Here is a 26496-nt window from a genome sequence, read left to right on the forward strand (position 1 = left end):
GTGACCGACATGACTACTGCTCAAATGGCAAACTCTGCTCCGACCGCATCCGCCAACGCCGCTGCGGCCAAGAAGTCCACGATCGAGATCTCGCAGCTGAACTTTTACTACGGCGGATTCCAGGGCCTGAAGAACATCAACCTCGACATCTACGAAGGCAAGGTCACCGCCTTCATCGGCCCCTCGGGCTGCGGCAAGTCGACCCTGCTGCGCACCTTCAACCGCATGTACGACCTGTACCCCGGCCAGCGCGCCGAGGGCAAGATCGTGTACGCCGGCCGCAACATCCTCGACGCCGGGCAGGACCTGAACATGCTGCGCGCCAAGGTCGGCATGGTGTTCCAGAAGCCGACCCCGTTCCCGATGTCGGTCTACGACAACATCGCCTTCGGCATCCGCCTGTACGAGAACCTGCCCAAGGGCGAGATGGACGAGCGCGTCGAATGGGCGCTGAACAAGGCCGCGCTGTGGGGCGAAGTGAAAGACAAGCTGCACAAGAGCGGCCTGTCGCTCTCCGGCGGCCAGCAACAGCGCCTGTGCATCGCGCGCGGCGTGGCGGTCAAGCCCGAAGTGCTGCTGCTGGACGAGCCGACCTCGGCGCTGGATCCGATCTCCACGGCCAAGGTGGAGGAGCTGATCGGCGAGCTCAAGAACGACTACACCATCGCCATCGTCACCCACAACATGCAGCAGGCCGCGCGTTGCTCGGACTACACCGCCTACATGTACCTGGGCGAGCTGGTGGAGTTTGGCGAGACGGACCAGATCTTCATGAATCCGGCGCGCAAGGAAACCCAAGACTACATTACTGGTCGTTTTGGCTAGGTTGGAATCATCGTCTCGGCTACTGCGCGCTCCGACTTCGCGCCTGTGATGCTCACCGTACATCCGTACGGCTGCGCTTCTCGACGCGAATTCGAAGCGCTCGCTACGCCGATCCGACGATTCAACAGCGCAGTAAGAACATCATATTTTTATATTAATTAGGAACGTCACATGACAGGCGATCACTCCTCCAAGCAATACGACAGCGATCTGGAAGCCATCCGTTCGAAGGTGCTCGCCATGGGCGGGCTGGTCGAGCATCAGTTCCAGGATGCGATCTCGGCTTTCCGCACCGGCAACCTTGAAGTGGCCAAGCGCGTGATGAAGGACGACGAGGCGGTGAATCGCCTGGAAGTCGAACTCGACGACGCCTGCAGCCACCTGATCGTGCGCCGCCAGCCGACCGCCAACGACTTGCGTACTGTGATGGCGACCATCAAGATCATCACCGACCTCGAGCGCGTCGGCGACGAGGCGACCAAGATCGCGCGCACCGCGATCCACCTGCACCAGCGCAGCATCGGCCTGATCAATCACTACGAGACGGTCAGCATGATCGCCGAACAGGCCGGCGACATCCTGCGCAGCGCGCTCGATGCCTTCGCCCGCCTGGACGACCAGCAGGCGCTGGAGCTGATCAAGCAGGACGCCAGCATCGACCACGGCTTCCGCTCGATCACCCGCAGCCTGATCACCTTCATGATGGAAGATCCGCGCACCATTTCCGGTTCCATCGACACCTTGTGGGTGGCCAAGGCCATCGAGCGCATCGGCGACCACGCCAAGAACATCGCCGAGTATGTGGTGTATGTGGTGGGCGGCGTCGACATCCGCCATACCGACGTCGGTTCGGCCAAGGTGGTTGACGAAGCGGCTGACTGAACAGGCGGTACCAGGATCCGCGCGGAGAAAAACGGCAGCAGTACCGCTGAATTGCCGGCCCGCGCGGAAATCCGCAGTGCGGTGGGAGACCCGCAAACTTGAGAAGACGTTGACCCAATGACCACTATCCTGATCGTCGAAGACGAACCGTCGATTGCCGAGCTGATTGCCTTCACGCTCAAGGAAGCCGGCTGGTCCAGTTTTGTCGTGTCGAATGCCGCCGCGGCCTGGGACTTCGTCCAGCACCGCGCGCCGCAACTGGTGTTGCTGGACTGGATGCTGCCCGACCGCAGCGGCTTGCACCTGCTTTCGCGCATTCGCGCCGACCGCCAGTTGCAGCAATTGTCGGTCATCATGCTCACCGCCAAGAGCATGGAAGAAGACAAGATCGCCGGCCTCGACAATGGCGCCGACGATTACATCACCAAGCCGTTTTCCCCGCGCGAGCTCACCGCCCGCATCAAGGCGTTGCTGCGCCGCAAGAGCCCCGAACATGCGCAGGAAATCATGTCGGCCGGCCCGATCACGCTCGATCCGGCCAGTTGCTCGGTGACCTTGTCGGGCGGCAAGATCGATATCGGCCATGCCGAGTACAAGCTGCTGAAGTTCTTCCTGGCCCACCCGGACCGGGTATTTTCGCGCAGCCAGTTATTGGATAGAGTGTGGGGCGATCATGTGGTGATTGAAGAGCGCACGGTGGATGTGCACGTGCTGCGCCTGCGCAAGGCGTTGCGCGATGCGGAATTCCTGATCAAGACCGTGCGCAGCGTCGGTTACATGCTGTCGACAAAATAGAGCGAGAATAGGACCCGGTGACATAATCGGGCCCATAATAAGCGCACAGCGCTCCACGTCTTTCTTTCGATTTCAATGAGTCCACAACTGCTGTTCTGGATTCCCGCCATTTTGCGCCTGGTGTTGTGCCTGGCCGGAGCGGGAGTCGTCGGTTTCTTCTTCGGCATTATTGCCGGCCTGGTCGTCGCCGTGCTGGGCGTGGGGGCGATGATGGTGACCCACCTGCATTACCTGTTCCGCCTTTCCAGCTGGCTGGACGATTCCGGCCAGTCCCGCCTGCCGGACGGCTGGGGGGCGTGGACCGACGTTTATGCCCGCCTGTACCGCATGCGCCGGGACGACGAAAAGAACCAGGCCGAACTTGCCGAGTGGCTGGCGCGTTTTCGCCAGGCCATGAGCCTGTTGCCCGATGGCGTGGTGATCATGGACGATGTGCTGTTCCTCGAATGGTGCAATCCGGCCGCGCAGCAGCACCTGGGCTTGAAGCTGGAGCGCGACAAGGGCATGCGCGTGACCAACCTGATCCGCAATCCGGCCTTCATCGACTACATCATCCTGGGCCGCTACGAGCAGCCGCTGACGCTGACGCTGCACGAGCGCAAGCTGATCGTGCAGATCATCCCGTTCGAGAACCGCCGCCAGATCCTGGTCACCCATGACGCCACCGAGTCCGAGCGCATCGACATGATGCGGCGCGATTTCGTGGCCAATGCCTCGCATGAACTGCGCACGCCGTTGACGGTCATCAACGGCTTCCTGGAAATCGCCCTGGCCCAGCCCAAGCTCGATCCCGAGACCCGCGCCGCGCACCTGACGCTCATGACCGAACAGGGCCAGCGCATGCAAAACCTGATCGATGACATGCTGACCCTGACCCGGCTGGAATCGATCGATTACCCGCTGCGTTCGGAAGTGGTGCGGGTGCGGCCGCTGCTCGAAGGCATCGCCGAAGAAGCGCGCGCGCTGTCGGCCGGCAAGCACGACATCACGCTGGAAGTCGACGGCCCGGACCTGAAGGGCAACATCGATGAACTGCGCAGCGCCTTTACCAACCTGGTGACCAACGCCGTGCGCTACACGCCGCCGTCGGGGCGCATCATGCTGCGCTGGAAAAGCGACGAACAGGGCGCGCATTTCTCCGTGCAGGACACCGGCATCGGCATCAGTCCCGAGCATATTTCGCGCCTGACCGAGCGTTTCTACCGCGTCGACAAGAGCCGCTCGCGCGAAACCCAGGGCACCGGCCTGGGCCTGGCGATCGTGCGTCATGTGTTGTTGCGCCACCGCGCCGTGCTGGACATCCAGTCCGTGCCGGATCGGGGCAGCACCTTTACCGTACACTTTCCGGCCAGCCAGACGATTGAGGATTTTGTGCCAGTCAAATGACGAAAATGCAAAAAAGGATGCCATGGCATCCTTTTTTCATGGCCGATCGTCTGGTGCAGGCCGATTGCCGCAGCATAGGCGGGTCGCGCGGGAAACGCCGGCGCGTTGGCTGCTCGGAACTGCGTGCTAGGTAGAAATACGAATATCTGCCGGCAGGCGTTCACGGACACAATACCGGCGCGCCGGGTGGCAGTTTCGCAAGAGGGGAGACGAGAGCGAGAGCCGGCGGCGCGGCTATCGGAACCATGCTGCCGGTCCACAACGGCGGTGCGACAACACGATCCGGTGGCCGGCAAGCTTCTTCCCCCGACATGAAAAATCAACAACTCCGGAAGGAGAAAAAATGAGCTACTTCGCCAATATGAAGATAGGCCGGCGCCTGACCTTGGGCTTCGCTTTCATCCTGATTGCCGCCTGCGTGGTGGTCGCCTTTTCCATCTGGCGCCTGCATGGCATCGCCGCAGCCACCGCCGCCATGATGCAGCAGCCGCTGACCAAGGAGCGCCTGGTGTCGGACTGGTACCGCACCATCCATACCAGCGTGCGCCGCACCACGGCAATCGCCAAGAGTTCCGACGCCAGCCTGGCCGCCTTTTTCGCCGAAGATGCCGCTGCCGCAACCAAGTTGTCGAGCGGGCAACAGAAGGCGATCGAGGCGCTCCTGAGTTCGGATGCCGAGAAGGCCGTCTTCGACAAACTCTCGGCCGTTCGCAAGGACTACATCAAATACCGCGACGCCATCTCCAAGGCCAAGGCCGACGGCCAGGTCGAGGAGGTCGAGAAGATCCTGGCCGGTCCTTACGATGCGGCGGCCAAGGGCTACCTCGACCTGCTGCAGCAATTGCTCAATGTACAGCGGGAAGGCATTGACCGGATCGCCGGGGACATCCAGGCGATCTATGAGCACAGCCGCAACCTGATGCTGGCCTTGGGCGCGTTGCTGTTGGTGCTGGGCTGGCTGTTCGCCTGGCGCCTGGCGCTGGGCATCACCCGCCCGCTGGAACGGGCGGTCGACGTGGCCGAGACCGTGGCCGCCGGCGACCTGACCGTGCAAGTGGACGCGCGCATGGCATCGCGCCGCGATGAAACCGGCAAGCTGCTGCATGCCTTGCAGGCCATGACCGGCAACCTGGCGCGCATCGTCGGCCAGGTACGCAGCGGCACCGACGCCATTTCCACCGCCTCGCGCGAGATCGCCAGCGGTAACCTCGACCTGTCGGCGCGTACCGAGCGCCAGGCCGGTTCGCTGGAGGAAACCGCGTCAGCCATGGAAGAACTGACCTCCACCGTGCGCCAGAACGCCGACAATGCGCGCCAGGCCAACCAGTTGGCGGCCTCGGCCTCGGCGGTGGCGCAGCAGGGCGGCGGCGTGGTCAGCCAGGTGGTCTCGACCATGGGCGCGATCGATGAGTCTTCGCGCAAGATCGTCGACATCATCAGCGTGATCGACGGCATCGCTTTCCAGACCAATATCCTGGCGTTGAATGCCGCGGTGGAAGCGGCCCGCGCCGGCGAACAGGGGCGCGGCTTCGCGGTGGTGGCGTCGGAGGTGCGCTCGCTGGCCCAGCGTTCGGCGGCGGCGGCCAAGGAGATCAAGGGCCTGATCGACGACTCGGTGGCCAAGGTCGGCACCGGCAGCGCCCTGGTGGGCCAGGCCGGCAGCACGATGGAGCAGGTGGTCGCCAGCGTGCGTCACGTGGCCGATATCGTCGGCGAGATCACCGCCGCCAGCGCCGAGCAGAGCGATGGCATCGGCCAGGTCAACCGGGCCATCGTCGAGATGGACCAGGCCACGCAGCAGAACGCCGCCCTGGTGGAACAGGCGGCGGCCGCAGCCGAAGCGATGCAGGAGCAGGCCGTCCGCTTGTCCGAAGTCGTCAGCCAATTCAAGCTGGCTGGCGCACCCGAGCAGCAAGTTGTCTTTGCCGCAGGGCCGGCATTGGCATCGCAATTGGCATCGCAAACAGACCCTGGAAACCTGCTGGTCATTCAGCGCCGTAGCGACGCTTGATGATGGCGATAAGGCGCTGGGCCGCCGGAGACAGGTACATGTCGCGGCGATAGGTTACCCCCATGCGCCTGAGCATCGTGGTTTCTTTCAATACGACTTCCCGCAGGTTCCCGCGGCCGGCATCCAGGTTCAACTTCGAGGCGAAGCCCAGCAGATTGGTGCGCTCGATCAGCGGCATGATCATGTTGAGTACGGTGGGCGTGATTTGCACGGTCGGCCGCGCCAGGTGATGGCGGTCGAAGACGTTGTCCAGCCATTGCCGGCTAAGCACCGATTGCGCCGGCAGCACCCAGTGATAGTCGAGGAGAGTGCGCAGCGTGCACTTGCGCTTGAAGACGGGATGGTGCGCGCTGGCCATCACGACCATCTGGTCATGCATGATCTCCTCGGTCTGGAACACATCATCGCTCTGGATCACCGGTCCCAGCACGATATCCAGTTCACCGGTCTTGAGGCCTTCCAATAACGCATCGTTCATCGAGACCTTGAGGTCGATGGTGACTTTGTTCGCCTCCAGCAGCAGTTCTTCGCAGAACGATGGGAGGATGTGCTCGGCAAGGGTGGGAATGCATCCCAGCCGGATGTTGCCCGCCCGTCCATTGGCATAGTCGCCGATCTCGCGGGCGGTGTCGTCCATCATCAACGTGATCTGGCGCGATCGCGCCAGCAGCGTCGCCCCCACCGCCGTCAGGCGAATTCCCCGTCCTGCGCGCTCGAACAGCGGCGCACCCAGTTGCTCTTCCAGGCGGTCGATGCACTTGGTCAGGGCCGGCTGCGTCTTGTAGAGCCGCTCCGCCGCGCGCCCGACATGTCCTTCCTCGGCAATCACCTCGAAATACTTGAGATCGCGATAGTCCATGATTCATTCCTGAAAGTTATGGAATGCAAAATAAAAGCAAATATACATTAAAAAAACCGGCGCGTAGACTGCCCTCCAAACGATGCACCGGCTCATCGCCGGCGCGGAAAAAACATGGAGACGAAGATGTTGGAGACAGTACAGACACGTCGTGCATTCCTGCGCCGGGCAACGGCGCTGGCGGCAGGGTTGGGCACAGCCGCATACGGCGCATCCGGCGCATCCGCAATGGCAAGCGATGAAGCGTTTCCCCATTCCGCCGGCAGCGAGCGCATCTCCATCAAGTTGCCGGCCGATGCATGCGATTGCCACATGCATATCTATGACGACCGCTTCCCCTGGGCGCCCGGCGCCAAGCTGCTGCACCCGCCGGCCACCGTGGCGATGTACCGCAGGTTGCAGCAGCGGCTGGGAACCTCGCGCAATGTCGTAGTGACGCCTTCGGCTTACGGCACCGACAACCGCTGCACCCTGGATGCGCTGGAACAACTGGGGGCCTCGGCGCGCGGTGTCGCCGTGCTGGATACCGGCGTGAGCGATGCGGAGCTGGCGCGGCTCGACAAGGCCGGCATCAGGGGCTTGCGCTTCAACCTGGCCATCGGTTCCGTGACCAGCGCGGCCATGATCGAACCGCTGGCGCGCCGCGTGGCGCACCTGGGCTGGCACATGCAGGTCAACATGTCCAACGACGAGCTGCTTGCCAACCGCGACATGCTGTCGCGCCTGCCGGTTCCCGTGGTGTTCGATCACTTCGCCCGCATTCCATTGCAGGACAGCGCTTCCCATCCTGTCTATGCATTCGTCGTCGGCCTGATGCAGGACAAGCGCGCCTACATCAAGCTGTCCGGCGCCTACCTGGCAAGCAAGGCCGGCGCCCCCGCATATGGCGACGTCGCGCCGCTGGCCCGCGCGCTCATCAGCGCGGCCCCGACGCAGGTACTGTGGGGCAGCGACTGGCCGCACCCGACCGAGAAGCATAAACCGGACGATGCGCTCCTCTTGAATCTGATGGCCGAATGGGCCGGTTCCGCCGAGCAACTCAAGGCATTGCTGGCGGATAACCCTGCGCGTCTTTACCGCTTCTGAGGAAAACACAATGAGCCAGGCACAGGAAGTCCTGATGACGCACAGCGCATCTGCGGCAGAAACACAATCCGTCGACGAACAGTCCACGATGAAAAAGGTGATGCGTCGCCTGATTCCCTTCATCCTGCTGTGCTATGTGGTCAGCTACCTGGACCGCATCAATGTCGGCTTTGCCGCGCTGACCATGAACAAGGACCTGGGCCTGACGCCGTCGCAGTTCGGCCTGGGCGCCGGCTTGTTCTTCATCGGCTATTTCTTCTTCGAGATTCCCAGCAACCTGGCGCTGCATCGTTTCGGCGCACGCATGTGGATCTCGCGCATCATGATTTCCTGGGGGCTGATCTCCATGGCGACGGCCTTCGTGGTCGGCCCCAAGAGTTTCGCGCTGGCGCGCTTTTTCCTGGGCATGGCCGAAGCCGGTTTCACGCCCGGCATCTACCTCTATTTCACCAAGTGGTTCCCCGGACAGTGGCGCGGCAAGGCCACGGCTTTCTTCCTGATCGGCATTCCGGTGGCCAACATCATCGGCTCGCCGCTGTCCGGTGCGTTGATGGAACTGCACGGCCTGTGGGGTTTCAAGGGCTGGCAGGTTCTGCTGTTGCTGGAGGCGCTGCCGGCGGTCTTATTGGGCGTGGCCTGCCTGTTCTTGCTGCCGGATCGTCCGTCCAAGGCGCGCTGGCTCACCCCGCGCGAACAGCAATGGCTGGAAGCCGAACTGGCGACCGAACAAGACATCCTGGCTGCGCGCCACGGCAACAAGCTGCGCGACGCCTTCTCCAACTGGCGCGTGTTCGCGCTGGCCGGCGCCAACTTCTGCGGCATCATCGGTTCGCTCAGCATCGGCTTGTGGCTGCCGCAGATCATCAAGGAGTTCGGCTTGCCGTCGCATCAGGTCGGTCTGGTCGCCGCCATTCCTTACATCGTCGGCGCCATCGCCATGACCCTGTGGGCCAGGCTGGCCAACAACAGCGACAAGCGCCTGTTCTTCGTGGCCGGTGCGATCGCCATCGCGGCAGCGTCGATCGCGATCTCGGCCTTCATGCATGACCCGTTGCTGAAGATGCTGGCCATCACCGTGGCGGTGGCTTCCATCCTCTCGTTCCAGGCCACCTTCTGGGCCATTCCCTCCGGCTTTCTCACCGGCCGCGCGGCGGCAGGCGGGCTGGCGCTGATCGTCTCCATCGGCAACCTGGGCGGTTTCGTCGGCCCGTCGATGATCGGTTTCATCCGGGAAGCGACCCAGGGTTTTACCTATCCGTTGATCTTCGTGGCCGGGGCGCTGCTGCTGGGGGCGGTGATCACCCTCGTGCTGGGCGATCCCGCCAAGACCGAGAAATAAATGTCAGGACAAACCGATCATGAGCTTCTTCGCACCACCTCCCACTGTTGAAACGACGATCTTCACGCGGCTGCCGGACAGTTTCCGCAAGCCGAGGAAGAATTCCTGGAGCGATGCCAACCGCGGCGGCCTGCCGATCGATTCCTTCCTGGAGGGACCGTCGTTCGATCGCCAGGGCCGCCTGTATGTCACCGACATTCCGTACGGCCGCATCTTCCGCATCTCGCAGGAAGGGGAGTGGGAGCTGGTCACCGAGTACGACGGCTGGCCCAATGGCCTGAAGATCGACAAGAACGGCCGCATCGTCATCACCGACTACAAGCGCGGGCTGGTGCAGTTGAACCCGGACACCGGCGCAGTCTCGCCGCTGCTGGAAACGGTAGGCTCGGAAGGCTTCAAGGGCGTCAACGACCTGGTGTTCGGGCCGTCCGGCGAGATCTACTTCACCGACCAGGGGCAGACCGGCCTGCAGGATCCGACCGGCCGCGTCTATCGCCTTTCTCCCGAAGGCCAGTTGACCTGCCTGATCAACACCATCCCCAGCCCGAACGGCATCGTCTACGACCCCGCGCTGAACCACCTGCTGGTGGCGGTGACCCGCGCGCAGCAGATCTGGCGCATCCCGTTGCACAACAGCGGCGTGGTGGGCAAGGTCGGCGTGTTCGCCAACCTGCATGGCGGCATGGCCGGGCCGGACGGCCTGGCGCTGGATTCCGAGAGCTGCCTGTATATCGCCCACACCGGTTTCGGCTCCATCTGGCGGCTATCCAGGTTTGCCGAGCCGTTGCTGCGGATCCGCTCCAATGCCGGTATCTCGACCACCAACCTGGCCTTCGGCGGCCCGGACGGCAAGCGCCTGTTCATTACCGAATCCCAGACCGGTTCCATCTTGTGCGCCGATGTGCCGGCAGCCGGTCTGCCGATGTATTCGCACGCCTGACGCCAACTATCAATCATCAATCATCAGCCATCAACCTATCCCGCAATTGCCTAGCAAAGGATCATCATGAGCACCACTAAACCAGACCTCATCCGCGACATCGAGCGCGTCGATGCCGCCATCGTCGCCCAGGCATCCGAATTCCCTGCTTCCATCCTGGCCGACGTCGCCGGTCGCCGCGGCACGCTGTGCAGCCGCATCAGCCCGCTGTCGCCGAGCATGCGGGTGGCCGGCCCGGCGCTGACCGTCGAAGTGCGCCCCGGCGACAACCTGATGATCCACGCCGCCATGGCCATCGCCAAACCGGGCGACGTGCTGGTGATCGACGGCAAGGGCGATGAAACCTGCGCTCTGCTGGGCGAGATCATGGTGTCGCAGTGCAAGGCCATCGGCATGGCCGGCATCGTCATCTTCGGCTCCGTGCGCGATACCGAGGCTATCCGTGAAATCGGCTTTCCGGTGTATGCGGTCGGCGCCAATCCTAACGGCCCCACCAAGAACATCGCCGGCCGCGTCAACTGGCCGGTCTCGGTGGGCGGCGCCAGCGTGCAGCCGGGCGACCTGATCGTGGGCGACGCCGACGGCGTGGTCGTGGTCGAGCGCGAGAAGGCGCCGACCCTGCTGGCGGCGGCGGCCAAGAAGGTACAGGACGAGACCAAGCGCCTGAGCGAAATCCGTACCGGCGGCCCGTTGCGTCCCGGCTGGCTGGACAGCGCGCTGCGCAAGGCCGGCGCGCTGCAGGAAGGGGAAACCCTGTGAGTGCGGCCGGCAAGAAAGGCGTGGTGCTGGTGACCGGTGCCGACCTGGCGCCGCAAGCCATCGACATCCTGCGCGACTATGAACTGGTCTTCGCCGGCGCCAAGCCGACCGAGGACGACTTGCTGACGCTGTCGGCGCAACACCAGCCGGTGGCCATCATCGTGCGCTACGGCGGCGTTACCGGCCGCATCATGGACGCCAGCAAGGCGCTGCGTGTGATTTCCAAGCACGGCACCGGGATCGACACCATCGACAGCAAGGCGGCGCAGGAACGCGGCATTGCCGTGAAGGCGGCGGTGGGCGCCAACGCGCCGGCGGTGGCGGAGCATACCTGGGCGCTGATTTTCGCCTGCGCCAAGAACGTGACGGGCCTGGATCGCCGCATGCGCCAGGGGCACTGGGACAAGTCGACCCACAAGAGCGTCGAGCTCCAGGGGCGCACCCTCGGCCAGGTGGGCCTTGGCGCCATCGGCCGTCGGGTGGCGCTGACGGCCTTGTCGCTGGGCATGCGTGTCATCGCCCATGACCCGTTCGCCAGCCAGGCGCCGGCCGGCGTCGAGCTGGCCGATCTGGAAACGGTTTTCGCCCAATCGGATGTCCTGTCCCTGCATTGCCCGCTGACTGATGAGAACAAGCGCATGGTCAACGCGCAATCGCTGGCGCGCATGAAGGACGGCGCCATCCTGGTCAACACCGCGCGCGGCGGCCTCATTGACGAAGCGGCGCTGGTGGAGGCATTGAACAGCGGCAAGCTGCGTGCCGCCGGGCTGGACAGTTTCGCGCAGGAGCCGTTCACCGCTCCGCATCCGCTGCAAGACATCGGCAACGTGGTTCTCAGCCCCCATATCGGCGGCGTATCCGACCGTGCCTACATCGCCATGGGAACGAGCGCGGCCAGTAACGTGCTGGCGGTGGTGGAGGCCGAGCAGGCGCTCGCCTGATTCATAATGATCAAAGGCCAGCCGTCATGAATAGGCGGCGGCCATTTTCCTGAAGAGAAAACACATGGAGACAACAGTGACGGATGAAAAGCAGCTGGAACGGGAGACGGTGAAAAAAGTCACCTGGCGCCTGCTGCCTTTCCTGATGCTCTGCTATTTGTTCGCGTTCATCGACCGCGGCAACATCGGTATGGCGGCGCTGCAAATGAACCAGGACATCGGCCTTTCATCCAGGATGTTCGGGTTTGCGGGCAGCCTGTTCTTTATCGCGTACTTCATCTTCGAAGTCCCCAGCAACCTGGCGCTGCAGCGCTTTGGCGCCAGGAAATGGCTGGCGCGCATCATGATTACCTGGGGCCTGATTTCAGCCTGTACCGCGCTGGTGCAAGGGCCGTACTCCCTGTATTTCGTCCGCTTCATCCTGGGGGCAGCGGAAGCCGGCTTCTTTCCGGGCGTCGTGCTGTATCTGACTTACTGGATCCCGTCGGCCTACCGCGCCCGTATCGTGGCGCTGTTCATGGTGGCGATTCCTGCCGCCAGTTTCATCGCTTCGCCGCTGTCGGCGCTATTGCTGCAGATGGATGGTATCGGCGGAATGCGCGGCTGGCACTGGCTGTTCATCATCGAAGGCTTGCCGACCGTATTGTTGGGCATCGTCTGCCTGTTCTTCCTGACCGACCGGCCGGAACAGGCGGCCTGGCTTACCGCCCGGCAGCGCGAATGGCTGGCCCGGACGATGGCGGCAGAGGCTGCGGAGCGTACTGCCAAGGCGCACGTGCCGCTCTGGAAGCTGTTCAGCAATCCCCATGTCTGGGGCATGGCCTTGGTATGTTCCTGCGCGTCGGCAGCCGGGTCGGTGCTCAACGTGTGGCAACCGCAGCTGCTCAAGTCCTTTGGGTTGAACGTGATGCAGATCGGTCTCATCAATTCCATTCCGTATGCCGTCGCGTGCGTGCTGATGGTCTGGTGGGGGCGTCATTCCGACCGTACCCGCGAGCGCCGCTGGCACACCGCCATTCCGCTGCTGCTCATCGGCGCAGGGATGGGGCTGGCTTCGATAGTGCATTCGCTGGCGCCGGTAGTGATATTGCTGTCGCTGGTGCTGATCGGCGCGTACTCTTTCAAGGGGCCGTTCTGGGCGATGGCGACCGGTTGGCTGGCTACCGGTTCGGCGGCCGCCGGCCTGGCGGGCATCAATGCGGTGTCCAACCTGATCGGCGGCGGGCTGATGGTCAACGTCTACGGTTGGGTCAAGGATGCTACCGGGAGTTATTCGCTCGCGCTTTTGCCGCTGGTGCTGATGTCGCTGGTCAGCGTCACCATCTTGCTGGTGTTGAGTCGCAAGCCGCGCGCGCCGGTCGCCGCATTGAAGGAAGCGATCCGATAATGTAGTGCCGCGCAGTATTGCAGGGCGAAATGATGCCGCCCGGCGTTTCCTCGGAAACGCCGGGCGTTTTGCTGTGCAGCGGTGGTTTTCAGACCGCCATCGGCGCGGTCAATGGCGCATGGTGCTGGTAGTTTTCCAGGCTGAAATCGCTTGGCTCTACTTTTTCCAGCCATTCGGGCTGGTATTTGCCGGTGGCGGCAAAGTCGGGGACACGGTCGGAAATCACCAGCCTGGGCGCGGGGAAGGGATCGCGCTTCAACTGCTCGGTGACCATGTCGATGTGGTTCTCGTAGATATGGGCATCGCCGACGAAATAGGTGAACCAGCGCGGCTTGTAGCCGGTGAGGCGGCCGACCAGGTGCAGCAGGGCGGCGCCTTCGGCCAGGTTGAATGGCGTGCCAAGGCCGATATCGTTGCTGCGCACGTACAGGCAAAGGGAAATTTCCCTGGTCGCCTGGTTGGGCAGGAATTGGTAAAGCAGGTGGCATGCCGGCAGGGCGACTTCGTCCAGCACCGCGCAATTCCAGCCGTGGAACAGGATGCGGCGGCTGGCCGGGTTGTTGACGATGGTGTCGAGGCATTCGCGCAACTGGTCGACGGCCTTGTATAGCAGGACCTTGTCCTGGCCATTGTCGATGAGCCTGGAGACGATGCCGAAACCCTTGCGTTGCGCCGCTTCGATCTGGTCGTTCCTGGCGGCGTCGATCACCTTGTAGGCTGGCCATTGGCGCCATTGCACGCCATACACGGGGCCGAGGTCATCGGTGCCTGCGCGGAAAGGGTTGGCCAGCCATTCGGCGTTTTCGTTGGCATTCTGATCCCACACCTTGCAGCCCAGTTCGCGGAAGGTGGCGGCGCTGCGGGTGGCGCGCAAGAAGCCCACCAGTTCACCGACAACCGACTTGAACGCCAGGCGCTTGGTGGTGACGGCCGGGAAACCCTTTTGCAGGTCGAAGCGCATCATGGCGCCCGGCACGCTCAAGGTGCGGATGCCGGTGCGGTTCTCCTGCCAGCTACCGTTGTCGAGGACGTCTTGGATCAGGTCTTGGTATTGTTTCATCGGAGGTACGGTGCAAGGCCGGCCATTGGCACAGGGAAATGACGCGGCGGGGCTGAATCGGATGGGAGAGATTGTAGCCTATGCCGCCGTCGGCTTCCGGTTCGGTGCGCGGTGTTGCCGGTTGATCAAGACTGCCGTTTCCGGACGGTAATGAAAAAGCCGGCGGCTATCGCAGCCGCCGGCTTTTCCTGTGGCGGGTACTGTCGCTCAGAACGCCACGTTATTGCCGCCCTTGAGCTTGAGCATTTCACGCGCATCATCAGGCGTGGCCACTTCCAGCGACAGCGCCTCGATTACGGTGCGGATGCGCTTGACCTGGTCGGCGTTGCTCTTGGCCAGTTGACCCGGGCCGTCCCACAGCGAATCTTCCAGGCCGACGCGGGTGTGGCCGCCCATGGCCGCCGACATGGTGGCGATCGGGATCTGGCCGCGGCCGGCGCCCAGCACCGACCAGAAATAGTCGTCGCCGAACAGGCGGTCGGCGGTGCGCTTCATGTGCATCACGTCTTCCATGTCGTTGCCGATGCCGCCGCGCAGGCCGAACACCGACTGGATCAGGAACGGCGGCTTGATCAGGCCGCGGTCGATGAAGTGGGCCGCGGTGTAGAGATGGCCGATGTCGTAGCACTCGATCTCGAAGCGGGTCTGGTTGGCGCTGCAGGACTCAAGGATGTAGGCGATGTCCTTGAAGGTATTGCGGAAGATGCGGTCGTCGGACTCGGCCAGGTAGGGTTTTTCCCAGTCGTACTTGAAGTCCTTGAAGCGGCCCAGCATTTCATACAGGCCGAAGTTCATCGAGCCCATGTTCAGGGAGGCCACTTCCGGTTTCAGTTGCAGCGCCGGTTGCAGGCGTTCCTGTACGCCCATCGTCGGCGCGCCGCCGGTGGTCAGGTTGATGACGACGTTGGACTTGGCCTTGATGGCGGGGAGGAATTTGCGGAATTCGTCGGGGTCTTGGGTCGGTTTTCCGTTTTGCGGGTCGCGTGCGTGCAGGTGGACGATGGCGGCGCCGGCTTCGGCCGCGCCCAGGGCGGCGTCGCGGATTTCATCGGGGGTCACCGGCAGGTACGGTGACATCGAGGGGGTGTGGATGGCGCCGGTGACGGCGCAGGTGATGATGACTTTGCGGGGTTTGGCCATGGTGGTGTGCTCCTGTTGAATGTTTGTTGTGTTGCTGATTTTTGATGCCGCTTGTTTGTGAGTCTGATCTTGCTGCTTATCGGTGTACTGGCTTGATTCTTTTCTTTCTCCGGTCGAAGCGGAGCGCCGGGGGCGGCCCGGCAGCCGCTCACTTTCTTTGCTTCGCCAAAGAAAGTAAGCAAAGAAAGGGTTGGAGCACTGCTCCAACAAGGCTACCGCCCAGCCCCTTCGGGGCTGGTCAGAAGCGGACTTCTTGTCCGGCTCGCCTTCGGCTTTGCCTTGTCGCATGCTCGCCTTCGGCCTCGCGGTGCTTGCTGCTCGCCTGCGGTTTCGATTGGCAGGATCACTATCTTCCATTTCCGTCGTCCCGGCGCAGGCCGGGACCCAGTGGCGTTCGTCGCACTGCAGCGGCCGTTAAACGACGCTGGGTCCTGACTTTCGTCTGGACGACGATTCATCTTTTCATTCAGCCCGGCTGCTTGCGCTTGTGCGCCACCAATCCCATCAACCGGTTGTCGCGCCAGCGCGCACGCTCGCCGAGTTTCTCCGCAGGCAGTGCCGTGCGCCTTTCCTTCTCGATCTTTGCCAGCGTATCCGCTTGCCATTCGTTAGGCTGCTGCGTCTTGGCAACGTCGCGGTAGGTATGGCCGTAACGCTTGGCGTAGTCCAGCACGCCTTCCGGGGCGTTGAGGTCGATGGTTTCGAACGGGCCCATGAAGGACCAGCGCAGGCCGAGGCCGTCTTTCAGTACCTTGTCCAGGTCTTCGGAGGAAGCATAGCCGTTTTCGTAGAGGTTCAAGGCTTCGTTCAGCACCGCGCCCTGGATGCGGTTGAGCAGGAAGCCGGTGATTTCTTTCTTCAGCAGTACCGGCGACTGGCCGGCGCGGGTGTAGATGTCGCGCGCGCGTTCGACCGATTTGGCTGAAGTCCATGGCGCCGGGGCCAGTTCCACCAGCGGCACCAGGTAGGGCGGATTGACCGGGTGCGCTACCAGCACGCGTTCGCGGCCCGGCAGGTGTTCCGAGAATTCCGAGGTCGGGATCCATGAGGTGGAGCTGGTGAGGATGGTGTCGGGGGCGGCCAGCCGGTCCATCTCGGTGAAGATCTCGCGCTTGACCTCTACCGTCTCCTTTACGTTCTCCTGCACCAGCACCGCGCCCTGCAAGGCGTCGGCCAGGCTCGCGGCCGGGCTGATGCGCGCCAGCACGGTATCGACGCTTTCATCGATCAGGCCATGCCCGGCCAGGTCGGCGACGTTTTCGCGCAGCAGTTGCTGGCAGGATTGCAGCGCTTGCGGAATGGCGTCCCAGATGGCGACGCTGAACCCGGCGCGGGCGAATACGATGGCCCAGGCGCGGCCGATCAGGCCGGCGCCGATGACTGCGATTTTCTCGCTCATGGGTTTTCCTTTCAGCCGAGGGTTTCGACGTTGCCGCATACCGACAGGCTGCGCCCGCTGATGGAGGCGCCGGCCGGCGAGCAGATGAAGATGATCTGGTTGGCGATGTCTTCGGCCGTGACCATCTTGCGCATCGATACCTTCGACAGCACGCGTGCGCGCATCTCTTCATGGTCGATGCCGAATGCCTCGGCCTTGGCGGCGATCACGCGCTCCTGGCGGGCGCCGGCCACCACGCCCGGCAGCACCGCGTTGACGCGGATGTTGTCCGGGCCCAGTTCGATGGCCCAGCTTTCGGTCAGGCCGATCACGCCGTACTTGGAGGCGGAGTAGGGCGTGCGCAGCGCAAATCCCAGGCGGCCGGCGACCGAGGAGATGTTGACGATGGAGCCGCCGCCGTTGTTCTTGAGCATCGGCACCGCGCGGCGCGCGCATAGGAAGGGGCCGGTCAGGTTGACGGCGATGGTCTGGTCCCAGGCCGGCAGGTCGACGTCTTCCACCGGCAGCGTCGGGCCGGCGATGCCGGCGTTGTTGACCAGCACGTCGAGCCGGCCGTTCCACTTGCCGGAGAGCTCGGCGAACATGGCGTCGACCTGCTTTTCGTCGGTGACGTCGGTACGGCTGTAGCTGACCGGGGCGTTCTTGAACTGCTGGCGCGCGTCGTCGAGGAATGCATCGCTGACGTCGCAGATATGCACTTGCGCGCCGGCTTCCACGAAGGCGGCGGTGATGGCCAGGCCGATGCCCTGGGCGCCGGCGGTGACGATGACTTTCTTGTCCTTGAGATTCAGATCCATGATGCGTGAGTCCTTGTACGGTAAGGGAAATTACAGCCAGAGAATTTTCTTGCGATAGGCCAGGTCGGTCAGCAGCGGTTCGGCCGGGCCGGTGTGGAACACCGCGCCGCGCTCCAGCGCGAACACGCGGTCGGCCAGCGCCAGCACCAGGTCGAGGTTGTGCTCGACGATGACGATGGAAACCTCTTTCCGCAACTGGTCGAACACCGTGAACAGTTCCTGCACCACGGCCGGCGCCAGGCCTTCGAACGGTTCATCCAGCAGCAGCAGCTTGACGTTGCCCGACAGGGCGCGCGCCACCGCCACCATCTGCTGTTCGCCGCCGGAGAGGAAGTCGGCATGGGTGTGCAGGCGTTCCTTCAGGCGCGGGAAGTAATGCAGGATCTTTTCCTCGCTCCAGGCCACGCCATCGCTGCTGTCGGTTTTACGCGCCAGCCGCCCCAGCGCCAGGTTTTCGGCCACCGTCATGCCGGCGAACAGGCCGCGGCCTTGCGGCACGTAGCCGATGCCCAGGCGCGCGATATCGGGCGCGCTCATACCGGCGATGTCGCGGCCGTTGTAGCGGATCGAACCGGAGGCGGGTTTGAGCAGGCCGGTCAGCGCTTTCAGCAAGGTCGACTTGCCGGCGCCGTTGCGGCCCAGCAGCGCCACGATCTCGCCTTGCCGTACTTCCAGCGTGGCGTCGTTGAGGATGTGGCTCTTGCCGTAGAAGGCGTTGACCTGTTCGAAGGCCAGCAACTGAGGCCGCTCCTGCGCATCGCCGGCGATGCGGCCGGTGACCGGCGGCGTGCCGTGGCCGGTGTAGATCTCCTGCACGCGGGTGTCGGCGCGCGCCTCGTCGGGCGTGCCGGCCATCAGCACGCTGCCCTGGTTCATCACGGTGACCTTGTGCGAGAAGCCGAGCACGCGGTCGATGTCGTGCTCGACGATCAGCACCGGGATATTGCTGGCGATGATCTTCACCAGGCGCGACACGCGTTCGCGTTCGGCCGCGGCCAGGCCGGCCAGCGGTTCGTCCATCAGCAGCACGTGCGGCTTGGAGCCGAGCGCAATGCCCAGGTCCACCAGGCGCTGGCCGCCATAGGAGAGCGCGCCGCCTTCGATGTCGTCGATGCCCTTCAGGCCGAGGAAACGCATCAGCTCCTCGGTCTCGGCGTGGATCTCGGGGTAGCTGTCGATATCGGTCCACATGTTGTAGCGCGAGGCGTGGCGCGCCTGCAGCGACAGCCGCAGGTTTTCGTAGATCGACAGGCCCTTGAACAGGTTGGTGATCTGGAACGAGCGCGCCAGGCCGCGCTGGCAGATCACGCTGGGCGGCAGGCCCTGGATTTCTTCGCCGTTCAGTTTCACGGTGCCGCCGTTGGGGGCGAACATGCCGGAGATCAGGTTGAAGGTGGTGGTCTTGCCGGCGCCGTTGGGGCCGATCAACGCGTGGATCTCGCCGGCATGCAGGGCGATCTGCCCGTTCTTGACCGCCTGGATGCCGCCGAAACGGATTTCGATGTCCTTGGCTTCCAGCACCAGGCCCTGCTGTGCCGGCGGCTGCAGGAAGGCCGGCAGCGGCAGGCCGTCGACGATCTGGCGCGCGCTCATGGCCGCGCCTACTTCCGGCGGCGGCTGGAAGCGGCGACGCACCTGCTGCCAGATGCCGACCAGGCCGGTGGGCGAAAACAGGATGAAGGCGACGAAGGCCAGGCCGAACCACAGCAGCCAGTTCTCGGTCCAGATCGACAGGCATTCGCGGAACAGGATGTAGAACAGCGCGCCCAGCGCCGGCCCCAGGAAGCTGCGCATGCCGCCGATCACCACCATCGCCAGCAACTCGCCGGAGAACGCCACCGAGGTCGGCTCGGCCGAGGCGAAGCGGTGGTGGAAGGCCAGCAGGCCGCCGGCCAGGCCGGTCACGCTGGCCGAGATGATGAACATCTGCAGCTTGTAGACGATGGTGGCGTAACCCTGGAAGCGCGCGCGCTGCTCGTTCTCGCGGATGGCCACGATGGTGTGGCCGAAGGGCGAGCGGATCAGGCGGTGCAGGCAGTACAGCACCAGCCAGGCAATCGCGCTGACGAAGACCAGGTAGGACACCGACTGGTCGAGGTCGATGCCCGCCACCACGGGACGCACCACGCCGCCCAGGCCGGATTCGCCACCGGTGAACTCGGTCCAGCGGAAGGCGATGGCGAAGGTCAGCGCCGACAGCGCCAGCGTCAGCAGCGAGAAGTAGACGCCGCGCCGGCGCAGGATCAGGAAGCCGACCACCGCCGCGCACACCGCGATGAAGGCGATGGTGAACAGCAGCGGCAGCACGATCTGGCCGGGGAACCAGTATTTCTGCGACAGCGCCGCGGCGTAGGCGCCCACGCCGAACCAGGCGCCGTGGCCGAACGAGGTCAGGCCGGTGTAGCCCACCAGCAGGTTCAGGCCCATGGCGGCGATGGCGTAGATCACCACGTCGGTGGCCGAGGTGGTGGTCAGCCCCAGCAACTGCAGGAAGAAGGGAACGACGACCAGCGCCAGCGCGCCGATCAGCAAGGGTTGGTATTTTTTGTTCATGATCCGCCTGTCATTCAAAACGTTCGATGCGCTCGCCCAACAGGCCGCGCGGACGGAAGATCAGCACCAGCAGCATCAGCAGGTACATCGAGGCTTCGCCGGCCGGTGCGTAGAACTGGATGGTGATGCCGCGCACCACGCCCACCAGCACGGCGGCCAGCACCACGCCCCAGAAGCTGCCCAGGCCGCCGATCACCACCACCACGAAGGCGGCGGTCATGATCTCGGCGCCCATGGCCGGATGCACGCCCGAGATCGGCGCGAACAGCACGCCGGCCAGGGCCGCCAGGCCCACGCCCAGCATCACGATGGCGGTCATGTAGGGCTGCAGCTTGATGCCCAGCACCGCCACCATGTCGGGCTTTTGCACGCCGGCGCGCACCACGCGGCCGAAGGAGGTCTTGTTCAACAGCAGCCAGATCAGCACCAGCGCGGCCAGCACCGTGGCCAGCATCAGCAGGCGGTACTTGGAGTATATGAAGTCGCCGATCATGATCTGTCCCTTGAGGGCGGACGGGATCGAGGCCGGCAGCGGCGAAGCGCCCCAGATGATGCGGATCAGCTGTTCGGCCACCATCGACAGGCCGAAGGTCAGCAGCAGGCCCAGGATCGGATCGGCCGAATAGAAACGGCGCAGCAGGAAGCGTTCGAACAGGATGCCCAGGAGCGCCACCAGCACCGGCGAGATCAGCAGTGCGCCGGAGAAGCCGAGGTGTTTGGTGATCTCCACGGCCAGGTAGGCGCCGATGGCGTAGAAGGCGCCATGCGCCAGGTTGACGATGCCGCCCAGGCTGAAGATCAGCGACAGGCCCAGCGCGATCAGCAGGTAGTAGCCGCCGACCAGCAGGCCGTTGAGTATTTGTTCCAGCAGGAAAACGATTTGCATTGATGCTCCGATGAGGCGTGCAACATATGACCGTACGTCAGGCAGGAAAAGCGTAGCGGGCGCGCCAAGGTCGGTGCGAGCGGCACAGCCGTACTGGTGTGGCGGTGTACGGTGAGCATCGCAGCGCCGAGATTGGCGCGCGCAGTAGCCTTTGCCTGTCTTAGGTGAACTTGCAGGCGTTTTCCTGCATTGTCGGCGCGATCGCCTCCAGCGATTCGTTCGGCCCCGGCACCGATGCGCCCAATTGCAGGAAATCCCATTGGTCTTTTGCCTTGCCCTTGGGTTTGGGCGAGAGCGTGTACATTTCCTGCAGCAACTGGTGGTCCCAGGCGCGGTAGGTGCCCTTGCGCGCCTTGAGCACGTCGACCTGCGCGCCCTTTTCGAAGTATTCGATGAGCTTCATGGTGTCGAGCGACTTGGTCTCGGTGATCGCCTGCACCACTGAGCGGAAGGCCACGTATTCGCCCCAGGCCTGGTTCTCGGGCGGCTTGCCGTATTTCTTGATGAAGGCGGCGACGAAGGCCTTGGCCGAGGGTGCGTCCACATCGTGGTGCCAGGTGGTGGGCCAGGTGCCGGCGAAATTGTCGGCGCCGGCGCCCCATGCGGCCACGGTGTCGAAGCCGAATCCCGACATGGGGAAGGGCAGGCCGAATTCGGAGTATTGCTTGATGAAGTTGGTGATCTGGTTGCCGGCCAGGTTGGAGATCACCAGGTCCGGCTTGGCTTGGCGGATCTTGAGCAGATAGGGGCTGAAATCGGTGGCGTCGGTGGGCACCAGCTCATCGTTGGCGATGGTGCCGCCGTTGGCCGAGACGAAGATCTTGGCGGTGCGCAGCAGGTCGTGGCCGAAGGCGTAGTCGGCGGTCAGCGCGTACAGCTTCTTGCCCTTGATCAGGCCGTTTTGCAGCAGCGTGCGGCCGCAGGCTTTGACATAGGTGGAGTTGGCCGCCTCGATGTGGAACATGAACTTGTTGCAGCTCTTGCCGCGCAGCTCGTCGGAGTTGCAGCCGGTATTCATGAACAGCTTCTTGTTGCGCTGTGCGACCTGGGCGATGCCCAATGCCGAGGCCGACGAAATCTCGCCGATCAGCACCGCCGCGCCGTCGCGCTCGAGCAGGCGCTGCGCCTTGGAAGAAGCGGTCGGCGGGTTGACCGAGTCTTCCGAGATCAAGGTCAGTTGCCGCCCCAGCAGGCCGCCGGACTTGTTCACTTCTTCCACCGCGAGGTTGATGCTCATTACGGCGTACTCGCCCATCGGGCCGAGGAAGCCGGTGCGCGGCGTCAGGTGGCCGATGATGATCTTGTCCGACTGGGCCTTCACGATCGCCGGAAAACCCAATGCCGAAGCGCCGACTGCCGCGGCGCCGGCTTTGAGGACGGTACGGCGTTGGGGTGAGGCGATACTGCTGTCTTTGCTCTTGTCTTGCTCCATGGTGCGATCCTCCTAATGGTCCGGCCGGGGCCGGTGTCTCGTGGGAACTGCTGTTTTGAGCGTTACGGCCGGACTGGCGCCGGCTTGTTGCAGCAACAGGATTCAACGATGCAGGGAGGCACGTCGCGGGCTGGGCTGGAGGAGATGGGTAACGCTGCCATGCATGCGTGGCAGGGGGCTATCCGGGCGGGGTATCTCCTTCGGGCCTTCACCGCTGCGACATGAGTATCGGGATGTGGGGTGAAAACCTCATCCTGCCGCGCCGATCCGTTTTTTATGTTGCTGATGTCATTTATTTGACATGTGATCAAATGTATTCGATAGAATTGAAGGCGTCAACCGGGAGCGCAGCCGCATGCGATCCGGGACGGCGCCGCTTCGCCGGCCGGAGGGCCTGCAAGCAAGGCTTTTCCAGGTCTCCCCTGTGCGCTCTGTATAATCCGCGAAAATTTTTCACGTATCGCCATGGACCCAACCTTACTTGCCGACCTTTCCAACATGCGCAAGATCCAGCACGCCACGCTCTCCGAGCGCGTGTACCAGGATTTGTGCGAACTGATCCAGGCCGGCCAGGTGCGGCCGGGGCAGAAGCTAACGTTGAAAGGCCTGTCCGATGCGCTGGGCACCAGCCCGATGCCGGTGCGCGAGGCGGTGCGCCAGCTGGCGGCCGAAGGGGCGCTGGAGATCTTGCCCAACCGCGCCATGCGCGTGCCGCTGATGACCAAGGACAAGTTCCGCGAGCTGCTGAAGATCCGCCTGGCGCTGGAAGGCCTGGCGGTGGAGCATGCCGCCGCTAACATCGGCAAGGATGGCTTGAAGGAAGTGGCGGCACTGCACGACAGCCTGTGCGTGGAGATGCACCGCAAGAACCCCAACGTGGACGTGATCATCCGCCAGAACAAGGAGCTGCATTTCGCCGCCTACCAGGGCTCCGGCATGCCGACGCTGGTGGCGCTGATCGAGGGTTTGTGGTTGCAGGTGGGGCCGGTGATCAACCTCGACTTGCGCGCCGGCTCGCGCCGCTTGTCCGAGGCGCCGGCGTTGTTCCATCACGGGGTGCTGCTCAAAGGCTTGCAGGAAGGCTCGCCGGAAAAGGCGCGCGAAGGCCTCTCCGGCGATCTGTTGAGCGCCGCGCAAATGATCCTGGCGGGGGACGGCTTGCCCGATTGAAGCGGACGGGCAGCGCAACGCCGCCGATGCTTCCGGTGCTTCCTGTGAGTGATGCAAGCCCTGGCCTCAGGGCCGGTTGTCGAGGTCGTAGGTGGCGCGCAGCATCGCCTTGCGACGTTCCAGTTGCCGCTCGCGCCGGGCGCGTTCCTTGAGCCTGGCCGGATCGGCGCGCATGCCGTAGCCGAAGGCCAGCAGCACCGCCGACAGCGGCAACAGCGCCACGGCAGCCGCCAGCAGATCCAGGTTGGCGCGCTGCAGGATGTCGCGCAAGGTGCCCGAAAATACGCAAGCCAGCATCGTCACCCCAATCGCAGCGCCGGTCATCGGCAGGGTATCGAGGGTCTTGTCCAGCATGCTCAGAAGTTTGCTTTTCATGGTCAGCTCCAGTGGTTCCGAAAAGAAAGAAGGTTCGCCATCACGGCCGCACTACGCTTTGCAGCGTTGCATCGTGGCCGCTTGCATCAGAACCTGTTCATGATTTCCCCGGGAGATCATGAGCAGGTTCTTAGATATCGGAAGGTCGGCGGACAACTTGCGGGAGCTGGCCGGTAAAGAAACGTAAGATTGCGTGGGCGCTGCTTTGCAAGCCTGAAGGAGGGCTGGATGCCGCGTCGCACGCGGCGTTGGAGAGGGAGGATGCTGCACGGCACAAGGAATGGCGGGGCGCCGGCGGGCTGTTGGTACAATGCGTTTTTTCTCTTCAACCGGGCGTCATGGATATCCTTCTGTTTCTTGTCGACTTCATCATTCACATCGACCGTCACCTGTCGGAACTGGCAGTGTCCTACGGCCCCTGGCTGTTCCTGATCCTGTTCTTGATCATCTTTTGCGAAACCGGCCTGGTGGTCACGCCCATCCTCCCCGGCGACTCGCTGCTGTTCGTGACCGGCGCGCTGGCCGCGACCGGCGCCTATGACATCCACCTGATGGTGCTGACCCTGATCGTGGCCGCCATCCTCGGCGACAGCACCAACTACCAGATCGGCAAGATGGTGGGCGTGAAGGTGTTCGATAATCCGGACTCGCGGATTTTCAAGAAGGAATACCTGGACAAGACGCATGCCTTCTTCGAGAAGCACGGCGGCAAGGCCATCATCATCGCCCGCTTCGCGCCCATCGTGCGCACCTTCGCTCCCTTTGTGGCCGGAGTGGGGGCGATGACCTATCCCAAGTTCTTCATGTACAACGTGGTAGGCGGCATCGTCTGGGTGACCAGCTTTTCATACGCCGGCTATTTCTTCGGCAACCTGCCCATCGTCAAGCAGAACCTGAGCCTGCTGATCGTGGGGATTGTGGTGTTGTCGATCCTGCCGGGCATCATCGAATATTTCCGCCAGCGCCGCCGCTCCGGATGAGGTAGCCGCAGCGATAAAAAACACCGCATGATGCGGTAATGCCGTTCAGTGAAGCACTGAACGGCATTTTTGTTTGTGAGTCCAGGCTCCGTTCGCCCTGAGTAGCTGCGCAGCAGCGTATCGAAAGGCAGGCAAGACCGCTAACGCTGATGCGCTGGCTTCGATACGGCCCTGGCGGGCCTACTCAGCTCGAACGGACTCTGATGATTGAGCGAGAGTCAGCTTTAACTGAACGGCATTACCGCGCGATGCGGTGGTTTTTTTCGGCAGGTGCTGATCAGTCCAATTCAATTCAATTCAATCCAGTTCGATGCCGTAGTCCACATCCGGGCGCAGCGGCGTCTTGCTCGATGCCGCCCGTACGTATTGCGGCGGCCATGCCACGTTCTCGCGCAACTGGTCGGCCGCATGCAGCGGCCAATACGGGTCGCGCAGCAGTTCGCGCGCCAGCAGCACCAGGTCGGCCTGGCCGGTGCGCAGCACATGCTCGGCCTGGGTGGCGTCGGTGATCATGCCCACGGTGCCGGTGGCAATCCTGGCTTCGGCCTTCACGCGCGCGGCAAATTCGGTCTGGTAGCCGGGGCCGACCGGGATGGCGGCGCTGGGCAGGTTGCCGCCGCTGGAGACGTCGATCAGGTCCACGCCCAGTTTGCGCAAGCGGGCCGACAGCGCCACCGTCTCGTCCGGCGTCCAGCCGCCTTCGGTCCAGTCGGTGGCCGACAGGCGGACCAACAGCGGCAGCTCTTCAGGCCATGCCGCGCGCACCGCGGCGGTCACTTCCAGCAGGAAGCGGATGCGGTTCTCGAACGAACCGCCGTACTGGTCGGTGCGTTGATTGCTGAAAGGAGAGAGGAATTCATGGCCGAGGTAGCCGTGTGCGCCATGCAGCTCGACCACCTTGAAGCCGGCCTTGTACGCCCGTGTGGCGGCATCGGCAAAGGCCTGCACCAGGCCCTTGATCTCGTCGACGGTCAGCGCATGCGGTTCGGTGTAGGCGGTGTCGAAAGCGACCGCCGATGGCCCCACCGGCAGCCAGCCGCCTTCGGCGACCGGCACGCTGCCGGGCGCGCCGTCCCAGGGGCGCAGGGCGCTGGCTTTGCGGCCGGCGTGCGCCAGTTGCACGCCCGGTACCGAACCTTGCAGCTCGATGAAGCGGGTGATGCGTTGCAGGGGGGCGATATGTTCATCCTTCCAGATGCCCAGGTCGGCGGCGGTGATGCGGCCTTCGGCCACCACCGCGGTGGCTTCCATGATCACGGCGCCGGCGCCGCCGACGGCGCGGCTGCCCAGGTGTACCAGGTGCCAGTCGTTTGCGAAGCCGTCCTGTGCCGAATACTGGCACATCGGCGAGACCGCGATGCGGTTGGGCAGGGTGACGCCGCGCAGGGTCAGCGGCGAAAACAGTTTGCTGCTCATCGGATTGCTCCTGTTGTTGGCTGGTTTTTTATGGGATGTCGGGTTGGAGCTGGCAGTCTATTGGATTTTCAGGAAACG

Annotated in this window: 23 protein-coding genes; 13 read left to right on the forward strand and 10 right to left on the reverse strand. The window is 63.6% G+C overall.

The features are described from left to right. Positions 1-24 precede the first annotated feature (24 nt). The 5 genes from pstB to FB597_RS11595 all read left to right on the forward strand — a co-directional run bounded on the left by pstB (position 25) and on the right by FB597_RS11595 (position 5899). Positions 25-825, forward strand: coding sequence for a phosphate ABC transporter ATP-binding protein PstB (pstB, locus tag FB597_RS11575; protein ID WP_141912351.1), 801 nt, complete (start codon positions 25-27; stop codon positions 823-825). 171 nt (positions 826-996) lie between these two features. Next, complete coding sequence (gene phoU / locus FB597_RS11580; protein ID WP_141912354.1) at positions 997-1707, forward strand: phosphate signaling complex protein PhoU; 711 nt, start codon at positions 997-999, stop codon at positions 1705-1707. A gap of 117 nt (positions 1708-1824) precedes the next feature. After that, positions 1825-2502 carry a response regulator gene (locus tag FB597_RS11585; RefSeq protein WP_141912356.1) on the forward strand — a complete coding sequence of 226 codons (678 nt, stop codon included), beginning with the start codon at positions 1825-1827 and terminating at the stop codon, positions 2500-2502. A 75-nt stretch (positions 2503-2577) separates the two neighbouring features. Beyond that, positions 2578-3888, forward strand: coding sequence for a phosphate regulon sensor histidine kinase PhoR (phoR, locus tag FB597_RS11590; protein WP_144769596.1), 1311 nt, complete (start codon positions 2578-2580; stop codon positions 3886-3888). Between the two features lie 343 nt (positions 3889-4231). After that, positions 4232-5899 carry a methyl-accepting chemotaxis protein gene (locus FB597_RS11595; RefSeq protein WP_141912362.1) on the forward strand — a complete coding sequence of 556 codons (1668 nt, stop codon included), beginning with the start codon at positions 4232-4234 and terminating at the stop codon, positions 5897-5899. Here FB597_RS11595 and FB597_RS11600 read toward each other — a convergent pair. Next, positions 5874-6758, reverse strand: a complete 885-nt coding sequence (locus tag FB597_RS11600; RefSeq protein ID WP_144769597.1) for a LysR family transcriptional regulator — start codon at positions 6756-6758, stop codon at positions 5874-5876. The genes FB597_RS11595 and FB597_RS11600 overlap by 26 nt on opposite strands. 126 nt (positions 6759-6884) lie before the next feature. Here FB597_RS11600 and FB597_RS11605 point away from each other — a divergent pair, with 126 nt between their 5' ends. The 6 genes from FB597_RS11605 to FB597_RS11630 all read left to right on the forward strand — a co-directional run bounded on the left by FB597_RS11605 (position 6885) and on the right by FB597_RS11630 (position 13210). Then, positions 6885-7844, forward strand: a complete 960-nt coding sequence (locus FB597_RS11605) for an amidohydrolase family protein (RefSeq protein WP_183405760.1) — start codon at positions 6885-6887, stop codon at positions 7842-7844. Positions 7845-7854: 10 nt separating this feature from the next. Next, positions 7855-9183 (forward strand): MFS transporter, encoded by a 1329-nt coding sequence (locus FB597_RS11610; protein WP_144769598.1) that lies wholly within the window; start codon positions 7855-7857, stop codon positions 9181-9183. 19 nt (positions 9184-9202) lie between these two features. Further along, positions 9203-10123, forward strand: a complete 921-nt coding sequence (locus tag FB597_RS11615) for an SMP-30/gluconolactonase/LRE family protein (protein ID WP_144769599.1) — start codon at positions 9203-9205, stop codon at positions 10121-10123. A 66-nt stretch (positions 10124-10189) separates the two neighbouring features. Continuing rightward, positions 10190-10882, forward strand: a complete 693-nt coding sequence (locus tag FB597_RS11620) for an RraA family protein (RefSeq protein ID WP_141912372.1) — start codon at positions 10190-10192, stop codon at positions 10880-10882. Then, a complete protein-coding gene (locus FB597_RS11625) occupies positions 10879-11823 on the forward strand; it encodes a hydroxyacid dehydrogenase (protein WP_144769600.1) in 945 nt (314 codons plus the stop codon). The genes FB597_RS11620 and FB597_RS11625 overlap by 4 nt, the downstream gene beginning before the upstream one ends. A gap of 64 nt (positions 11824-11887) precedes the next feature. Continuing rightward, positions 11888-13210 carry an MFS transporter gene (locus FB597_RS11630; RefSeq protein WP_144769601.1) on the forward strand — a complete coding sequence of 441 codons (1323 nt, stop codon included), beginning with the start codon at positions 11888-11890 and terminating at the stop codon, positions 13208-13210. Positions 13211-13298: 88 nt separating this feature from the next. On the opposite strand, the gene FB597_RS11635 is transcribed toward FB597_RS11630, so the two are convergent. From FB597_RS11635 to FB597_RS11665, 7 genes are all read right to left on the reverse strand, one after another. Then, on the reverse strand, positions 13299-14270 hold the full coding sequence (locus FB597_RS11635) for a thymidylate synthase (protein ID WP_144769602.1): 972 nt from the start codon (positions 14268-14270) through the stop codon (positions 13299-13301). Positions 14271-14477: 207 nt separating this feature from the next. Beyond that, entirely contained in the window at positions 14478-15410 is a 933-nt protein-coding gene (locus FB597_RS11640; RefSeq protein ID WP_141912382.1) for a 3-keto-5-aminohexanoate cleavage protein, read from the reverse strand. 466 nt (positions 15411-15876) lie between these two features. Next, entirely contained in the window at positions 15877-16809 is a 933-nt protein-coding gene (locus tag FB597_RS11645; protein WP_144769603.1) for a 3-hydroxyacyl-CoA dehydrogenase, read from the reverse strand. An 11-nt stretch (positions 16810-16820) separates the two neighbouring features. Next, positions 16821-17606 (reverse strand): SDR family oxidoreductase, encoded by a 786-nt coding sequence (locus FB597_RS11650; RefSeq protein ID WP_144769604.1) that lies wholly within the window; start codon positions 17604-17606, stop codon positions 16821-16823. A 30-nt stretch (positions 17607-17636) separates the two neighbouring features. Then, positions 17637-20159, reverse strand: coding sequence for a branched-chain amino acid ABC transporter ATP-binding protein/permease (locus FB597_RS11655; protein ID WP_144769605.1), 2523 nt, complete (start codon positions 20157-20159; stop codon positions 17637-17639). A 10-nt stretch (positions 20160-20169) separates the two neighbouring features. Further along, complete coding sequence (locus FB597_RS11660; protein WP_144769606.1) at positions 20170-21045, reverse strand: branched-chain amino acid ABC transporter permease; 876 nt, start codon at positions 21043-21045, stop codon at positions 20170-20172. Positions 21046-21205: 160 nt separating this feature from the next. Continuing rightward, positions 21206-22477, reverse strand: coding sequence for an ABC transporter substrate-binding protein (locus FB597_RS11665; protein ID WP_141912394.1), 1272 nt, complete (start codon positions 22475-22477; stop codon positions 21206-21208). A gap of 465 nt (positions 22478-22942) precedes the next feature. Between FB597_RS11665 and FB597_RS11670 the strand changes: the two genes are divergently transcribed. After that, a complete protein-coding gene (locus FB597_RS11670; protein ID WP_141912396.1) occupies positions 22943-23647 on the forward strand; it encodes a GntR family transcriptional regulator in 705 nt (234 codons plus the stop codon). A 66-nt stretch (positions 23648-23713) separates the two neighbouring features. Here the strand turns inward: FB597_RS11670 and FB597_RS11675 are convergent, their stop codons facing one another. Further along, positions 23714-24022, reverse strand: coding sequence for a hypothetical protein (locus tag FB597_RS11675; protein WP_144769607.1), 309 nt, complete (start codon positions 24020-24022; stop codon positions 23714-23716). A gap of 338 nt (positions 24023-24360) precedes the next feature. Between FB597_RS11675 and FB597_RS11680 the strand changes: the two genes are divergently transcribed. Next, entirely contained in the window at positions 24361-25002 is a 642-nt protein-coding gene (locus tag FB597_RS11680) for a DedA family protein (RefSeq protein WP_144769608.1), read from the forward strand. A 297-nt stretch (positions 25003-25299) separates the two neighbouring features. Here FB597_RS11680 and FB597_RS11685 read toward each other — a convergent pair whose 3' ends face one another. Continuing rightward, positions 25300-26418 (reverse strand): NADH:flavin oxidoreductase/NADH oxidase, encoded by a 1119-nt coding sequence (locus tag FB597_RS11685; protein ID WP_144769609.1) that lies wholly within the window; start codon positions 26416-26418, stop codon positions 25300-25302. Positions 26419-26496: the final 78 nt, after the last annotated feature.

Origin of the sequence: Herbaspirillum sp. SJZ099, assembly GCF_007828355.1 — a bacterium.
In the GTDB taxonomy this organism is placed as follows: Bacteria; Pseudomonadota; Gammaproteobacteria; order Burkholderiales; family Burkholderiaceae_D; genus Herbaspirillum.

Excerpts from the sequence above, each read along its gene's own strand:
- FB597_RS11660 (WP_144769606.1), bottom strand. The coding sequence starts at position 21,045 with ATGCAAATCGTTTTCCTGCTGGAACAAATACTCAACGGCCTGCTGGTC.
- FB597_RS11585 (WP_141912356.1), top strand. The coding sequence starts at position 1,825 with ATGACCACTATCCTGATCGTCGAAGACGAACCGTCGATTGCCGAGCTG.
- FB597_RS11600 (WP_144769597.1), bottom strand. The coding sequence starts at position 6,758 with ATGGACTATCGCGATCTCAAGTATTTCGAGGTGATTGCCGAGGAAGGA.
- FB597_RS11630 (WP_144769601.1), top strand. The coding sequence starts at position 11,888 with ATGGAGACAACAGTGACGGATGAAAAGCAGCTGGAACGGGAGACGGTG.
- FB597_RS11655 (WP_144769605.1), bottom strand. The coding sequence starts at position 20,159 with ATGAACAAAAAATACCAACCCTTGCTGATCGGCGCGCTGGCGCTGGTC.
- FB597_RS11605 (WP_183405760.1), top strand. The coding sequence starts at position 6,885 with ATGTTGGAGACAGTACAGACACGTCGTGCATTCCTGCGCCGGGCAACG.
- FB597_RS11610 (WP_144769598.1), top strand. The coding sequence starts at position 7,855 with ATGAGCCAGGCACAGGAAGTCCTGATGACGCACAGCGCATCTGCGGCA.
- FB597_RS11640 (WP_141912382.1), bottom strand. The coding sequence starts at position 15,410 with ATGGCCAAACCCCGCAAAGTCATCATCACCTGCGCCGTCACCGGCGCC.
- FB597_RS11685 (WP_144769609.1), bottom strand. The coding sequence starts at position 26,418 with ATGAGCAGCAAACTGTTTTCGCCGCTGACCCTGCGCGGCGTCACCCTG.
- FB597_RS11680 (WP_144769608.1), top strand. The coding sequence starts at position 24,361 with ATGGATATCCTTCTGTTTCTTGTCGACTTCATCATTCACATCGACCGT.
- FB597_RS11675 (WP_144769607.1), bottom strand. The coding sequence starts at position 24,022 with ATGAAAAGCAAACTTCTGAGCATGCTGGACAAGACCCTCGATACCCTG.
- phoU (WP_141912354.1), top strand. The coding sequence starts at position 997 with ATGACAGGCGATCACTCCTCCAAGCAATACGACAGCGATCTGGAAGCC.
- FB597_RS11650 (WP_144769604.1), bottom strand. The coding sequence starts at position 17,606 with ATGGATCTGAATCTCAAGGACAAGAAAGTCATCGTCACCGCCGGCGCC.
- phoR (WP_144769596.1), top strand. The coding sequence starts at position 2,578 with ATGAGTCCACAACTGCTGTTCTGGATTCCCGCCATTTTGCGCCTGGTG.
- pstB (WP_141912351.1), top strand. The coding sequence starts at position 25 with ATGGCAAACTCTGCTCCGACCGCATCCGCCAACGCCGCTGCGGCCAAG.
- FB597_RS11635 (WP_144769602.1), bottom strand. The coding sequence starts at position 14,270 with ATGAAACAATACCAAGACCTGATCCAAGACGTCCTCGACAACGGTAGC.
- FB597_RS11595 (WP_141912362.1), top strand. The coding sequence starts at position 4,232 with ATGAGCTACTTCGCCAATATGAAGATAGGCCGGCGCCTGACCTTGGGC.
- FB597_RS11645 (WP_144769603.1), bottom strand. The coding sequence starts at position 16,809 with ATGAGCGAGAAAATCGCAGTCATCGGCGCCGGCCTGATCGGCCGCGCC.
- FB597_RS11665 (WP_141912394.1), bottom strand. The coding sequence starts at position 22,477 with ATGGAGCAAGACAAGAGCAAAGACAGCAGTATCGCCTCACCCCAACGC.
- FB597_RS11620 (WP_141912372.1), top strand. The coding sequence starts at position 10,190 with ATGAGCACCACTAAACCAGACCTCATCCGCGACATCGAGCGCGTCGAT.
- FB597_RS11670 (WP_141912396.1), top strand. The coding sequence starts at position 22,943 with ATGGACCCAACCTTACTTGCCGACCTTTCCAACATGCGCAAGATCCAG.
- FB597_RS11615 (WP_144769599.1), top strand. The coding sequence starts at position 9,203 with ATGAGCTTCTTCGCACCACCTCCCACTGTTGAAACGACGATCTTCACG.